This is a genomic window from Nocardia sp. NPDC055321 (genome assembly GCF_053645575.1).
In genome coordinates this window covers 1-13,595 of sequence record NZ_JBSHMS010000022.1, presented here as the reverse complement: position 1 = coordinate 13,595, position 13,595 = coordinate 1, and the positions used below count along the sequence as shown (strand labels likewise).

Genomic DNA, 13,595 nt, shown 5'->3' with positions numbered 1-13,595 from the left:
GGCGGCTACGGCTCGCTCATGAAGGCCGCGCACATCTCCCCGATCATCAGGGCCGGAGCGTTGGTGTTGCCGCCGGTGATCGTGGGCATGATCGACGCGTCGGCCACGCGCAGACCGTCGACGCCGCGCACGCGCAGGCGGGGATCGACGACCGCGCCCTCGTCCACGCCCATGCGGCAGGTGCCGACCGGGTGATAGACCGAATGGATGCGGTGGGGCAGTTCGCGGCGCAGTGCGGCGGGGTCGGCGAATCGTGGCCCGGGGTGCAGCTCACCGCGGGTGTGACCGGCGATGTCGTTGTGCGCCATGATCTCTCGGGTCATGGCCATACCTTCGAGCAGTAGCTCGGCGTCGGCCGGATCGGACAGATAGGCCGGGTCGATGAGCGGAGCCCGCAGCGGGTCGGGTGCGGCCAGGCGCACGGTGCCGCGGCTGCGCGGGTAGATCATGGTGGGCATGACGGTCAGCGCGGGGCGGGGGTCCACCCGGTGCAGGACGTCGCGATCCTGGTTCGGGGCGACGTAACTCCACGGCAGCAGGTGGAGCTGGAGGTCGGGGACGGCGCCCGCGCGTGAGGTGCGGACGAAGCCGACCCCTTCGAGGAAGGTGCGCCCGAACCATCCCGATCCCGGGCGCAGGGTCTCCTCCAGGAGCCCACCCAGGAAATGCCGGACCGTGCCGCGATGCGGGGAGTTGTCCACGAGGTAGGTCATGGGCACGAACAGGTGATCCTGCAGGTTCTCACCCACCGGAAGGTCCGCGTGGACCTCGATGCCGTGGTCGCGCAACTGCGCGGCCGGGCCGATGCCCGACAGCAGGAGCAGGTGCGCGGATCCGATCACCCCGGCGGACAGCACCACCTCGGACGTGGCCCGGACGATCCGGGAACCGGCGCCGTCGAGGACTTCGACCCCGAGTGCCCGGCCCTTCTCGATCACCACCCGCGTGGCATGGATCCCGGTGTGCACGTGCAGGTTCGGCAGCAGGTGCGGCTCGCGCAGGTATCCGCGCGCCGAGCTGTAGCGGACACCGTCGGCGGCGCTCTGCTGGAACAGCGAGAGTCCATGCTGGGAGGCGCCGTTGTAGTCGTCGATGATCGGCGCGCCGAGCGTGTGCGCGGCGGCGGACAGGAAGGTGCGGGTCGCGTCGCTGACGTCCGCGGCGGTGGTGACCGCGATCGGACCGCCGGTGCCGCGCAACTCCCCCGCCGCGCCCCGCCAGTCCTCCATCCGCTTGAACGCGGGCAGGACCTGCTCGAAACCCCATCCGTCGCAACCCTGTTCGGCCCAGCCGTCGTAGTTGGCCCGGTTCCCGCGCACGAAGACCATGCCGTTGACCGAGCTGGATCCGCCCAGTACCCTGCCGCGCGTCATCGGTATCCGGCGGCCCCCGGCGTGGGTCTGCGGGACCGAGTACTGCTTCCAGCACACCCGGGCCTTGAGCCGGGGAACGGTGTGCACCAGGAACGTCATGCCGGGCACCCGGAGCAGGCGGGTGTCGTCGCCGCGCCCGGCCTCGAGCAGGGCGACCCGCGCTCCGCCGCGCGCCAGCCGGGCCGCCACGACCGCGCCCGCGCTGCCCGCGCCGACGACGACGTAGTCGTAGCTGTCAGTGCCCGTCATCGTCGTTCCCCCGGTCCGGGACGAGTAGATGCTCTCGTCCGTGCGCGGTGAATTCGGTTGTCAGCGCGTGCTTGTCGGCGGCGGTCATGGGTGCGTAGCGCGCGGGTGGACGCCCGGTCCACTGGTGCACCTCGTCGCCGGTGTCCCAGCGCTGGCGCTGCAGCACGCGTTTGAGAATCTTGTTCGACGCGGTCGCGGGCAGCCGCGCGGAGATGCGCACCAGCCGCGGAATCCCCTTGCCGCCCAGATCCGGCTGCTCGTTCAACCAGGCCGCCAGCGCCCGCGGATCCAGCTCGGCGGGATCGGCTACCTCGATAGCCGCCATGAGCCGATCGCCCGAACGCGGGTCGGGTACCCCGAACGCGGCCGCGGCCAGCACGCCGGGATAGCGGCGCAGCACCCGCTCGGTGACGAGCGTCGAGGTGTTCTCCCCGTCGACCCGCACCCAATCACCCTGCCGCCCGGCGAAATACAGGAATCCGGCGGCGTCGATGTAGCCCAGGTCCCCGGACCAGTACCACCCGTTGCGCAGGCGCCGGCCGTCCGAGTCGGCATCGGCGTAGTAGCCCTCGAAGGTCGGCGATCCGGTCTTGTCGACGATCTCCCCGACCGCCAGTTCGGCATTGCGCACCCGCCCGCCCGCGTCGATCTCGGCGATCGCGCACTGCCGCAGCGTCACCGGGTCGACGATCGCCACGCCCGCGTGCGCGGGCCGTCCCAGCGCCGCGGGTGGCGCCGCCGGATCAGCTACGGCCACCGCCCCGCCCTCGCTCGAGCCGTAGCCCTCGGCCAGTGGGGCGCCGAAGCGCGCGCGGAATCGCGCGCGATCCTCGGGCGAGGCCTCGGTGCCGAACCCGCGCGTGAGCCGATTGTCGGCGTCCTCGGCGGTGGCGGGCGTGGCCAGCACGTAGGCGATCGCCGTCCCGACGTACGTGAAGTAGGTCGCCCCGAAATACCGGATGTCGGAAACGAACTGCGAGGCGGAGAATTTCGGCGTCAGGCAGATCGTCGCCCCGACCGCGAGCGCGGGCGCCCACAGGGCCATCAGCGCGTTGCCGTGGAACAGCGGCATACAGCAGTACTCCACGTCCGCCCGCGTATGCCCGAACTTCCCCACCGCGGTGTGGGCGATCCGCGCGAGCCGCCCCTGGGTGCACCGCACGGCCTTCGAGCGCCCGGTGGTCCCGGAGGTGAACAGCAACAGCAGCAACGACTCCGGGCCCACCGCGTCCGTGTCCGTGCTCTCGTCCGGGGCTGCGTCGAGCAGCGCCCGATACCGTTCCGAGCCGATATCCAGGATCCGGTCGCGATCCACCCCGATTTCGAGCGCGCTCAGCCGTGCCGCCCCGGCCGCGTCGGTGATGATGAGCCCGCAGTCGGTGTGGCGCACCTCCCCCGCGAGGGTGTCGTCGTCGCGGGTGGGATTGATCCCCACGATGGTCGCGCCGGTGAGTGCCGCACCGCCGAGCCAGAATACGAACTCGGGCACGTTGTCCAGCAGCACCCCGATGTGCCGCGGGCCCGGCCAATCCAGTCGCGTAGCCAGTGCCCCGCGCCGCCGCGATTCGGCCACCACCTCGGCCCAGGACCACTCCCGGTCCCGGGTGCGCAGTCCCGGATGCGGATCCCCCGCCCGTTCGCGCAGCATCGCGGCGATATCGGGCGCGTTCACAGCGGATCCCCGGGCGCGACGGTGCCGTCCATGATCAGATCCACGGTCGCGATGATGTGCTTGCCCAGCGCGCACGTTCCGGTCACCGCCACCGAAACCCGCTGCCCCGACACGGTATTCACCTGCCCGGTCAGCGTCAGGGTGTCGTACGCGTACCAGGGCGCCCCCAATCGCAGCCGGATCGCGGTGATCCGCGCGCGAGACCCGGCCCAGTCGGTGACGAACCGCTGCACGAGCCCGGTGTCGGTGAGGATGTTGGCGAACGTGTCCCGGGAGCCGCGGGCGCGGGCGTAGTCGCGGTCGTGATGCACCGGCTGGAAATCGCGGGTGGCCAGGGCCGCCGCGACGATGAAGGTGGGGGTCGCCGAGATCACCAACTCCGGCAGCCGATCCCCGGCCGCGGCCACGGGTGGCCGCTCCGGCACCGTCCGCGCCGGCGCGCCGCCGTATCGGGCGTTCTCCCCCGGCAACGGCGCCCCCGGGTCGTGGTCGGCGGGTTCGGCCGCGGGCGAGCCGGTCCGGGGCGCGGGCCGGAACTTGAGCATCCGGAAGTTCATCTCGGCCACCACCTCGTCACCGACGAGCCAGGTGCTGCGGACGGTGCAGAACCAGCCTTCCCCGAGCGCGGTCTGCTTCGGCCCCTCGCACGCGGCCAGCGACGCCCGCAGCGAAACCTGTTCTCCCAGCGTCGTATAGCGGTGATAGACGGTGTCGCAGTCGGTGGCCAGCAGCGAGGTGTAGCCCGCGCTGTCCAGGAGCTCGAACAGTTTCACCGTCGGGTGGTCGTCGTCGCGCTCGGCGCCGAGCGCCGGCATGGTCCACGCCTGCGTCATGGCGGGCGGGGCCACCACCGCGGCGTGGCCGGCGGCGCGGGCGGCGACGGGGTCGGCATGGATCGGGTTGGCGTCACCCAGCGCCTCGATCCAATTGTTGATCATCGGCTGATTGATCGCGTCGCGGGCGGGTCGCGGCGCGGCCGCCGGGCCCGCGATCAGGGCCTGGGCCGCGGCGTAGAGATCCGGAATTCCTGCTTCGCTCATGAGTTGTCCTGGGATAGAAGGGAGTACGAATCCGCCGGGTCGGCGGGGTAGGCGAATCCGGGCGGCGGCTGGATGGATTTGACCTCGAGGAACTCCTCGAGCCCCCAGCGCCCGAACTCGCGCCCGATCCCGGAGTGTTTGACTCCGCCGAACGGCGCGGCCCGATTGCTGTTGAGCCCGTTGATGTGCACGCTGCCCGAGCGGATTCGTCGGGCCACCGCGTAGGCGCGTGCGGTGTCGGTGCCGAACACCGCGCCGCCGAGCCCGTAGGGCGTGCCGTTGGCCAGGCGCACGGCGTCGTCGTCACCGGTGTGGGTTTGCACGCACAGCACCGGGCCGAAGATCTCCTCGCGGGCGATCCGCATCTCCGGGGTGACGCGTCCGAACACGACCGGGGCCAGGTGGTACCCGCGCGGCGGCGGCCCCGGTGCGGGATCCCCGCAGATGACCTCCGCGCCCGCGGCCACCCCGTCCCGCAGGAACCCGGTCACCCTGTCCCACTGCGTGATCGAGGCCAGCGGGCCGAGGTTCTCGCCCGGCACATAGGTCGCCGCCAGGTCGCGCAGCAGCGCGCGGGCGTCGTCGTACCGCCGCTCGGGCACGATCAACCGGGTCCACGCCGCACAGGTCTGACCGGCGTTCAGCAGGCAGAACCGCAGGCTGGTGGCGACCGCGTCCGCGAACGCCGCGTCGGAGAGGTCGTCGAGCAGCACGCTCGGCGACTTGCCGCCGAGTTCGAGCGCCACCCGTTTGAGCGAGCCGCCGGCCGCGGCCGCGATCGACCGCCCGACCGCCGTGGACCCGGTGAACGACACCACGTCGACGTCCGGGTGCTCGACCAGGGCCGCGCCGACCACGTCACCGCGCCCGGCCAGCACGCTGAGCCGGCCCGCGGGCACCCCGGCGTCGGCGGCGGCCACGGCGAGCAGATAGGCCGACATCGGCGACAGCTCAGCGGGTTTCAGCACGACCGTGCACCCGCAGACGAGCGCCGAGGACACCTTGCCCAGGGCCTGGTGCAGCGGGAAGTTCCACGGCGTGATGGCCGCGACCACCCCGGCGGGCTCGGCGACGGCGAGCGAATCGCCCACCCGCGTCCCGAACCGATAGTCCCGCGCGGCCTCCACGATTCCGCGCAGGGTGCTCAACGCCGACCCGACCTGCCCCTGGCGCGCGAACGCCGCCGGCGCCCCGGTCTCGGCGGCCAGGGTGTCCGCGAACTCGTCCACCCGGCTCTCGATCACCCCGGCCAGCTCGTCGAGCACCCGAAGTCGCTCGTGCAGTGGCCATTCCGGACCGTGGTCGAACCGCTCGCGCGCACCGGCGACAGCGCGATCGGCGTCGTGCGCGTCGGCCAGCAGCACGCTCGCCGAGGGCTGCCCGTCCCGGGGGTCGATCAGGGTGTGGCGTTCGGTCCCGTGCGGTTCGGTCCACTCGCCCCCGATCCAGAGGTGATTGACAGGTTTCATGCTCGGCTCTCCGTGGAGTTGGGATGAGTGCAACCTGCCAGAGCCGTGCTCGCCCCGCATCGTTATCCGCTAGCCAATTGCCCCTTCCGCCGCGCCGGATGGCCCGATACAGTGCTGCCACCCCGAACGGGTCACCGACAGCCTGGTGCGGTGTATCCGGCCCGTGTCGCGGGCGTGTTCGGGCAGGAGGTTCCATCACATGGGGCGAGGCGATACGCGTGCGGCGCGCCGGGACCGGGGTGCGGGCACCGGGCGGTGCCCGCGATGACCGGGCTGCCGACCGGCGACGCAGTCCCCGTGCACGTTCTGCGTTTCTTCGACGCGCTGACCTGCGATCGCGCCTCGGTGGCCCATATCGTCACCGCCACCGGCCGCTGGCTCGGGCGGGTGGTGGCGGTCCGGCACGCGGGGTCCGTGCACGCCGCCGACGGCGCGGGCACCACGGGCAACATCTGGCCCGACTCCATCGCGGCGACCTCCTCGACCCCCTGCGGCGTGCTGGTCGGTCTGGGCGGCCCGGTCGGACCCGAGGATTGGGCGCTGCTGCAACGACTCTCGCTGTGCGTGACACTGGCGTTGGACGAGGCGACCCAGTACGGCTCGCTGATGTCCGAGCAGCGCACCGTGCACGTGCTGGCCACCGGTAGCGAATCGCGCGCCGCCCGCCGCGGCGCGGCCGCGCACCTGGGCCTGACCGCCGAACAGCCCTCGCGCATCCTGCTCGCGCACGGACCCGACTCCGGGGTCGCCGCGCTGATCGACGCGCTGCGCCGCGGCGGTGTCCGGGTGATGAGCGCGCCGGGTGACCGGCTGACCGTGCTGCTCACCGTCGGCCCGCGCGTGACAACGCTGCTCCAGCAGGGTGTTCCGACCGGCGTGCAGGTGGGCGTGAGCCGCGAGCTGCCCGTCATCGACGCCCCGGCCGCGGCCGCCGAGGCGCTGGCCGCCCTGCGTTTCAGCCAGCCCAGCCCGCGCGATCAGGGCCCCTATCTGATCGAGGAGGGCGTCGCGTTCGAGTACTGGCGACTGCGCGGATACGAGGCGCTCGCCGAGGCCATGACCCCGGAACTGATCAACCGGATGGACGATGTGCGCGCCCTGGACCGGGTGCTGGCCGAGTCCGGGGCCGACATGCTGCGCACCCTCGACGTGGTGGTGGCCTCGACCTCGATCCGGCAGGCCGCGCGCGCCCTGGACACCCATCACAACACCGTCGCCCATCGCGTCGCGGCGGCGGAAGCGGTGTTCGGCTTCTTCCTGACCGATTGCTACGGGCGCGGGCGGCTGTACCTGGCCATCGTCCTGCGCAGGCTGCGCGAGTCGCACCGGCTGACGCTGTAGGGCCGTCGGCGCGTTCGACTCCGGGGTGCGATGCCCGGTCGTGCCCGCTAGCCAAGTGACCCGCCGGATGGGTCGAACGGCCACGCCGGTCGCGCCACGCGGGCGGCGGACTCTGCTGGAGTTGCTGTGCCACACCCGATCACGACAGAAGGTCAGAACGCCGTATGGAACTGGATGCGCACACGACCGAATTCCTGCGGCGGCTCGAGGCGGCCGGCCGGACGCCCCTGCACGAGTCGACCCCCGTCCAGGCCCGGGAACGCAACGCCGCGCTGACCCCGCTGCTGGGCGCGGGCCCGCCCATGGCCGCGGTGCACGACACCGACATAGCGTCCGGTGACGCGGCGATCCGGGCCCGCATCCTGCGCCCGGCGCCGGATCCCGCGGGCATCATCGTCTACTACCACGGTGGCGGCTGGGTGGTCGGCGACCTCGACGGATTCGACACCCTGGCACGGGAACTGGCCGCGCGGACCCGCTGCACGGTGGTGCTGGTGGACTACCGGCTCGCACCCGAACACCCCTATCCCGTTCCGCTGGAAGACTCCTGGGCCGCGCTGGGCTGGGTCGACGCGCACCGGCCGGACCTCGCCGCGCCGGGAACGCCGCTGATCGTCATGGGCGACAGCGCCGGTGGCAATCTGGCGGCGGTGCTCGCCCGGCGCGCCCGCGACCTCGGCGGCCCGCGCATCGACCACCAGGTGCTGATCTACCCGATCACCGACGCCGACTTCGACCGGCCCAGCTACCTCGCGCCGGACAACCAGCTCATGGTGGATCGCGCGACCATGGCGTGGTTCTTCGAGCAGTACACCGGCGATCGCGACGTGCGATCCGAGCCGGACGTGAGTCCCCTGCGCGCCCCGGACTTCTCGGGCCTGCCGCCCGCGAGCGTGCTGCTGGCCTCCCACGACCCGCTGCGCGACGAGGGCCTGGCCTACGCCGAGGCGCTCGCCGAAGCGGGAGTGCCGGTGCGCACCCACACGGTCGACGGTCAGATGCACGGCTTCTTCCACATGGTGAATCTGCTGCCCGGCGCGCGGGCCGGCATCGACTTCGTCGCCGCGCGGGTCGCCGCCGTCACCGGCGTCCCGGACACCGCCGACACCGCGGACACGGTCGACGCGGTGGTCATCGGGGCCGGCTTCGCCGGGCTGTACGCGCTCGAGCGGCTGCGCGGCCTCGGCCTGCGCGTGCGGGTGTTCGAGGCGGGCGACGACGTGGGCGGCACCTGGTACTGGAATCGCTACCCGGGCGCGCGCTGCGATGTCGAAAGCGTCTACTACTCCTACAGTTTCGACACCGACCTGGAACAGGAGTGGACCTGGACCGAGCGCTACGCCTCGCAGCCGGAGATCCTCGCCTACCTGCGCCACGTCGCCGACCGGTTCGAGCTGCGCCGCCACATCACCTTCGGCGCCACCGTCACCGCCGCGACCTGGGACGAGCGGTCGAACACCTGGCTCGTGGAATCGGCCACCGGCCACCGGGTCCGGGCCACCTACCTGATCTCGGCGGCGGGCTGCCTGTCCGCGGCCCGCGCGCCCGAGATCCCCGGCGTGGACGAATTCGCCGGGCCGATAGTGCATTCCGCGCGCTGGCCAGCCGAGGGCATCGACCTGACCGGGCGCACCGTCGCGGTGGTCGGCACCGGTTCCACCGGCATCCAGCTGATTCCGCGGCTGGCGGCCCAGGCCGCGCACGTCACCGTCTTCCAGCGCACCCCGCACTTCAGCGCCCCGGCGGGCAACCGGCCCCTGCGGGCCGACGAGATCGACCGTGTCAAAAGCGAATACCCGCGCATCCGCGCCACCTGCCGGGTCAGTCCGGCGGGGACCGAGCTGGCCAAATCGCTCACCCCGGCCGCGGCGCTCACCCCCGAAGAGCGTGAGCGGATGCTGCGCGAGAAATGGGCGAGCGGCGGCCCCGGCATCATCGCGGTGTTCGCCGATGTGCTGCTGGACACCGACGCCAATGCCGTTGTGGCGGAGTTCTTCCGCGACCGGATCGCCGAGTCCGTCACCGACCCCGATACCGCGCGCAGGCTCACGCCGTCGGGGTATCCCATCGGCGCCAAGCGGATCTGCGTGGACACCGACTACTACCGAACCTACAACCGGGACAACGTCACCCTGGTCAGTGTCCGCGAGACGCCGATCGAGCGGATCACCGCGGACGGCGTGGTCGTGGCCGGGCGGCACCATCCGGCGCAGGTCCTGGTGTTCGCCACCGGATTCGACGCGATCACCGGTCCCCTCGACGCCATCGACATCCGCGGCCGCGACGGCATCGCGCTGCGCGAGAAATGGGCGAACGGCCCCCGCGCCTACCTGGGCGTGGCCACCGCCGGATTCCCCAACCTCTACCTCGTCACCGGACCGGGCAGCCCGTCGGTGCTGGTCAACATGGTCACCGCGATCGAACACCACGTCGAGTTCATCACCGATCTCATCGCCCGTCAGCGCCGCGACGGCGATACACCGGTCGAACCCACTGCGGCGGCGGAGAATTCGTGGGCCGAGCAGGTCGACACCGCGGCCCGGCACACCCTGTACCCGCACGCCGCGTCCTGGTACATGGGCGCGAACATCCCCGGCAAACCGCGCATGTTCCTGCCGTTCGTCGGCGGCATGGGCGTGTACCGCGAGATCTGCGATGCCGTTGCCGCAGCGGGCTATCGGGGCTTCACCTTCGCCCCGGCCCCCGACTCCGCGCCGCCGGCCGAGCCCGCCGCGCACCGATCCTGATCAGCCCGACCCGAGCGGACCACGCGATGTCATCTTCCCGGACACCCATTCGCGCGGCGGTACTCACCGCCGCACCCGGCAGCCTCGACCTCGAGGAACTCCACCTCGACGACGTGCTCGAACCCGACGAGGTCCGGGTGCGCGTGGCCGCCTGCGGGCTGTGCCACAGCGACCTGCACATGATCGACGGCGCCCTGCCCACCGCGCTGCCGACCGTCCCCGGGCACGAGATCGCCGGAACCGTCGAGGCGATCGGATCGAACGTGCGCCACCTGACCGTCGGCGCACCGGTGGTCGCCTGCCTGTCCATGTTCTGCGGCGAGTGCCGCGACTGCCGATCCGGTCGAACCTGGTTGTGCGGCAGGCGAATGGACCTGGGCCGCCTCGGCCGCCCGCGCCCGCGACTGACCCGCGCGGACGGCGAGCCGGTGGGTCAGGTCGCCAATCTCGGCGGCCTGGCCGACGCGGTCATCGTGCACCGCAACGCGTTGGTCGAGATACCCGCCGCCATGCCGTTCGATCGCGCCGCTCTGCTGGGCTGCGCGGTGCTGACCGGGGTCGGCTCCGCGGTGCGCGGCGCGGGGCTGCGCGTGGGCGAGACGGCCGCGGTGATCGGCGCCGGTGGCGTGGGGCTCAACGTCGTGCAGGGCGCGCGCCTGGCCGGCGCCCGCACCATCACGGTTGTCGACACCAACCCCGCGGCGCTCGAGCTCGCCGTCCGGTTCGGCGCGACCGATCTGATCGACGCGAGCGCCGACCCCGACCCGGCGGCCACCGTTCTCGAGCTGACCGGCGGCGTCGATCACGCCTTCGACATCGTCGGGCGCACCGCCACAGTCGCGCAGGCCGTACGCATGGTGCGGCCGGGGCGGACCGCGTGGATCGTGGGCATCCCGCCCGCCGGTGAGATCCTCGAACTGCCGGGCGTCGCGATGGTCACCGCGGCGAAGGGCGTCCGGGGATTGCTGATGGGCGACAACCGATTCACCGACGACATCCCCCAGCTGGCCGAGCTGTATCTGCGGGGACGGCTCGAACTCGACGCGCTCGTCGCGCGCCGGCTACCGCTGACTCGCGTGAACGAGGGGTTCGGGCACATGCGCGACGGAGCGACGGCGCGCACGGTGATCGACTTCGGCGATCAGGGATAGCCGGTGTTCCCGGAAGCCGTTGGGGTGCAATCGATTCGCCGCCGCACACCGCTCAGAGTTCGATCACGACCTTGCCGCGCATGTCCCGGTCCGCCTGGAGTTCGACCGCCGCCCTGATCTCGTCGAGAGGGAAGGTCGCGGCGATGGGCACGTGCATCCGGCCGCGGGCGATGAGTCGCGCGATGTTCACCAGGGTGGCGGTACCGGCCGTGGCACCGTTGGCGGCGAGCACCCCGTCGACCACGGCGGCGACGGCGCACACGCGGTCGTCGGGAACCCCCAGCTCGCGGGCGGCGTCCACGGTGTCCGCACCGTCCAGATCGAGCGCCGCGGTGACGGGCTCCCCGCCGAGCTCGCGCACCCGGTCGGCCAGCCCCGCACCGTGGACCACCGGTTCGGCGCCGAGATCGCGCAGGTACTCCGCCGACGCTGCGGACCCGGTGCCGATGACACGCGCCCCCGCGATACGCGCCAGCTGCACCGCGAACACCCCGACCCCGCCGTCCGCGCCGCCGATCAGCACCGTGTCCTGCGGCCCGAGGCGCAGGGCGTGGAGCGCGGCCGCGGCGGTACCACCCGCGATCGGCAGCGCGGCGGCCGTGTGGTCGTCGACCCCGTCCGGGGTGTGGTGGGCGACGCCGCTCACGATGGTGCCCCGCGCCTCCACCACCACGAAGTCGGCGACGGCCCGCGACAACGCGGTCCCGAATACCCTGTCCCCCACCGCGAATCCGCGCACGCCCGACCCGACCCGGTCGACGACGCCCGCGTAGTCGGTCCCGAATCCCGCGGGCAGACTCAGCCCGAATCCGGCCGCGGTCGCGTCGTCCGCGGTCATGTACCGGTCCATGGGATTCAGTCCGGCCGCGGTGACCCGGACCCGGATCTGCCCGGGCCCCGCCTGCGGCTCGGCCACCTCCCGCACAGTGAGAACCTCGGGCCCGCCGAACATTTCGAGCCGAACCGCCCTGCTCCCCGCCCGTTCACCGTCGCCCTGCTGCATTCCCGTCGTCCCCTCGCGTTCGTGAAGCGTGCCGACACCGAGCGCCCGCGACGTCCTGATCGTCCGGATTCGCGCCTGTCGCCCAGGCTACGGGCGGACGGCCCCCAAACGGTCCAACCCCGCTGAGGGAGGCGATTTCGGCGAAGGCGCGAGGAGAGCTCGCTGTAACGCGAACGCGCGAAAATATGACGAATATCACGCAAGGGTGGTTCGCCGCACTCGACGGCCGCACCGCCGGAGTTCGACAGGCGCGAGGCCCCGTCAGGGTCGGGACGACATGCCCCACGCTGATGGGAGTCTGTGATGAACACGCTCGGCAGGAAATTGCTCGTGAGCACGTCGGCCGCGGTCCTCGTGGGCGCGGGTGCGGCGTTGGGCGCGGTCCCCGCGCAGGCGCAGCCGTGGCAGCCGGGATGCGCGGCCTATCCGGTGAACAACAGCGCGGCGTACTCGATGTGCGACGGCTGGACCGGCCATCAGGTGCGCATCGAATGCCGTTACTGGTGGGGCTGGTTCGGCAGCAGCTGGGCCACCTACGAACGCCGCGGCCCGGTGGTCTGGGGCGGCCAGCAGTCCTGGGCGCACTGCGATACCCCGGGCACGCTGCAGAGTTGGGAAGTGGCGAGGTACTGGTGGTGAGTCTCGGCTCGGGCCGGACGCGCGTCCGTCCCGAGCCGGTGGGTTACGCCGTGTGCGCCTCGAGCGCCTCGAACACTTCGGCTTCCCCGACGTTGCCGATCACGCGCTGCAGCGCCGCCCGGCCGTCCGCCAGGTTGTAGGTGACACACGCGATCGCGAGCTGGCCGGCGGCGATGCGCTCGGCGATCGTGGTCGAGCGCTGGGTGAGCAGCAGCGCGGTCTCCTCGACGTGGCGGGCCTCGAGTTCGTCGACGGTGCTCAGGCCGTCACGGCGGCCGAGCAGGATCGACGGGGTGACCCGCTCGACCACGCTGCGAATGAATCCGCCCGGCACCGCGCCGGTGTCGAGCGCGTCGATGGTGGCGCGGACCGCACCGCAGGAGTCGTGGCCCAGCACGACGATGAGCGGCACGTTCAGTACGGCGACGCCGTACTCGATGGACCCCAGGACCGAGGAGTCCACCACGTGCCCGGCGGTGCGCACGACGAACATGTCGCCGAGCCCGCGGTCGAAGATGATCTCGGCGGCCACGCGAGAGTCCCCGCAGCCGAACAGAATTGCCGAGGGGTGCTGTCCGCCGGTCAGTTCGGCGCGCGCCGCGGCCCCCTGGCCGGGGTGCTGCGGAGTGCCGTTGACAAAGCGGTCGTTACCTTCGCGCAGTGACTTCCACGCGGCGATCGGATTGGAATGCGGCATGACGCCATTCTGCCTACGCCCCACAGAATCGCCACAAAACGGACATGTGGGCATACTCACGAAGCGTTTTCGCGGCGCCGCGTCGCACACCGCGACTCAGGCGCTCAGCGGCGCCGCGGTCACCTCGTAGCCGAGATTGGTCAGCACCTCGGTGGTCGCCTTGGCGAAATTCAGGGTGATGAAATGCAGGCACGGGGCGCCCTCGGCGATGAGC

The 13,595-nt window shown here is 72.0% G+C and carries 10 protein-coding genes and 1 pseudogene; 4 read left to right on the top strand and 7 right to left on the bottom strand.

What is annotated here, in order from left to right:
- Positions 1–5: 5 nt before the first annotated feature.
- From ACWIGI_RS30530 to ACWIGI_RS30515, 4 genes are read right to left on the bottom strand one after another with little or no spacing between them, the layout of a single operon-like run.
- Positions 6–1,622, bottom strand: a complete 1,617-nt coding sequence (locus tag ACWIGI_RS30530; RefSeq protein ID WP_454206140.1) for a GMC family oxidoreductase — start codon at positions 1,620–1,622, stop codon at positions 6–8.
- Positions 1,609–3,270 (bottom strand): AMP-binding protein, encoded by a 1,662-nt coding sequence (locus tag ACWIGI_RS30525; RefSeq protein WP_454206296.1) that lies wholly within the window; start codon positions 3,268–3,270, stop codon positions 1,609–1,611. The genes ACWIGI_RS30530 and ACWIGI_RS30525 overlap by 14 nt, the downstream gene beginning before the upstream one ends.
- 20 nt (positions 3,271–3,290) lie before the next feature.
- Positions 3,291–4,334, bottom strand: coding sequence for a MaoC family dehydratase (locus tag ACWIGI_RS30520; RefSeq protein ID WP_454206138.1), 1,044 nt, complete (start codon positions 4,332–4,334; stop codon positions 3,291–3,293).
- Positions 4,331–5,803, bottom strand: a complete 1,473-nt coding sequence (locus tag ACWIGI_RS30515) for an aldehyde dehydrogenase family protein (protein ID WP_454206137.1) — start codon at positions 5,801–5,803, stop codon at positions 4,331–4,333. The genes ACWIGI_RS30520 and ACWIGI_RS30515 overlap by 4 nt, the downstream gene beginning before the upstream one ends.
- A 264-nt stretch (positions 5,804–6,067) precedes the next feature.
- Here ACWIGI_RS30515 and ACWIGI_RS30510 point away from each other — a divergent pair, with 264 nt between their 5' ends.
- The 3 genes from ACWIGI_RS30510 to ACWIGI_RS30500 all read left to right on the top strand — a co-directional run bounded on the left by ACWIGI_RS30510 (position 6,068) and on the right by ACWIGI_RS30500 (position 11,042).
- Complete coding sequence (locus ACWIGI_RS30510; protein ID WP_454206135.1) at positions 6,068–7,144, top strand: helix-turn-helix domain-containing protein; 1,077 nt, start codon at positions 6,068–6,070, stop codon at positions 7,142–7,144.
- A 164-nt stretch (positions 7,145–7,308) separates the two neighbouring features.
- A complete protein-coding gene (locus tag ACWIGI_RS30505; RefSeq protein WP_454206133.1) occupies positions 7,309–9,891 on the top strand; it encodes an alpha/beta hydrolase fold domain-containing protein in 2,583 nt (860 codons plus the stop codon).
- A gap of 26 nt (positions 9,892–9,917) precedes the next feature.
- On the top strand, positions 9,918–11,042 hold the full coding sequence (locus tag ACWIGI_RS30500) for a Zn-dependent alcohol dehydrogenase (protein ID WP_454206131.1): 1,125 nt from the start codon (positions 9,918–9,920) through the stop codon (positions 11,040–11,042).
- Positions 11,043–11,094: 52 nt separating this feature from the next.
- On the opposite strand, the gene ACWIGI_RS30495 is transcribed toward ACWIGI_RS30500, so the two are convergent.
- Positions 11,095–12,045: an NADP-dependent oxidoreductase gene (locus ACWIGI_RS30495; RefSeq protein WP_454206129.1), complete on the bottom strand. Its 951-nt coding sequence runs from the start codon at positions 12,043–12,045 to the stop codon at positions 11,095–11,097.
- Positions 12,046–12,375: 330 nt separating this feature from the next.
- Here ACWIGI_RS30495 and ACWIGI_RS30490 point away from each other — a divergent pair, with 330 nt between their 5' ends.
- Positions 12,376–12,684, top strand: coding sequence for a hypothetical protein (locus tag ACWIGI_RS30490; RefSeq protein WP_454206127.1), 309 nt, complete (start codon positions 12,376–12,378; stop codon positions 12,682–12,684).
- Between the two features lie 43 nt (positions 12,685–12,727).
- On the opposite strand, the gene ACWIGI_RS30485 is transcribed toward ACWIGI_RS30490, so the two are convergent.
- Complete coding sequence (locus tag ACWIGI_RS30485; protein ID WP_454206125.1) at positions 12,728–13,381, bottom strand: carbonic anhydrase; 654 nt, start codon at positions 13,379–13,381, stop codon at positions 12,728–12,730.
- Between the two features lie 96 nt (positions 13,382–13,477).
- Positions 13,478–13,595, bottom strand: a pseudogene (locus tag ACWIGI_RS30480) (5,10-methylenetetrahydrofolate reductase); the annotation flags it as partial.

Coding starts and splice junctions, on each gene's coding strand:
- ACWIGI_RS30530 (WP_454206140.1), bottom strand. CDS start 1,622: ATGACGGGCACTGACAGCTACGACTACGTCGTCGTCGGCGCGGGCAGC.
- ACWIGI_RS30525 (WP_454206296.1), bottom strand. CDS start 3,270: ATGCTGCGCGAACGGGCGGGGGATCCGCATCCGGGACTGCGCACCCGG.
- ACWIGI_RS30520 (WP_454206138.1), bottom strand. CDS start 4,334: ATGAGCGAAGCAGGAATTCCGGATCTCTACGCCGCGGCCCAGGCCCTG.
- ACWIGI_RS30515 (WP_454206137.1), bottom strand. CDS start 5,803: ATGAAACCTGTCAATCACCTCTGGATCGGGGGCGAGTGGACCGAACCG.
- ACWIGI_RS30510 (WP_454206135.1), top strand. CDS start 6,068: ATGACCGGGCTGCCGACCGGCGACGCAGTCCCCGTGCACGTTCTGCGT.
- ACWIGI_RS30505 (WP_454206133.1), top strand. CDS start 7,309: ATGGAACTGGATGCGCACACGACCGAATTCCTGCGGCGGCTCGAGGCG.
- ACWIGI_RS30500 (WP_454206131.1), top strand. CDS start 9,918: ATGTCATCTTCCCGGACACCCATTCGCGCGGCGGTACTCACCGCCGCA.
- ACWIGI_RS30495 (WP_454206129.1), bottom strand. CDS start 12,045: ATGCAGCAGGGCGACGGTGAACGGGCGGGGAGCAGGGCGGTTCGGCTC.
- ACWIGI_RS30485 (WP_454206125.1), bottom strand. CDS start 13,381: ATGCCGCATTCCAATCCGATCGCCGCGTGGAAGTCACTGCGCGAAGGT.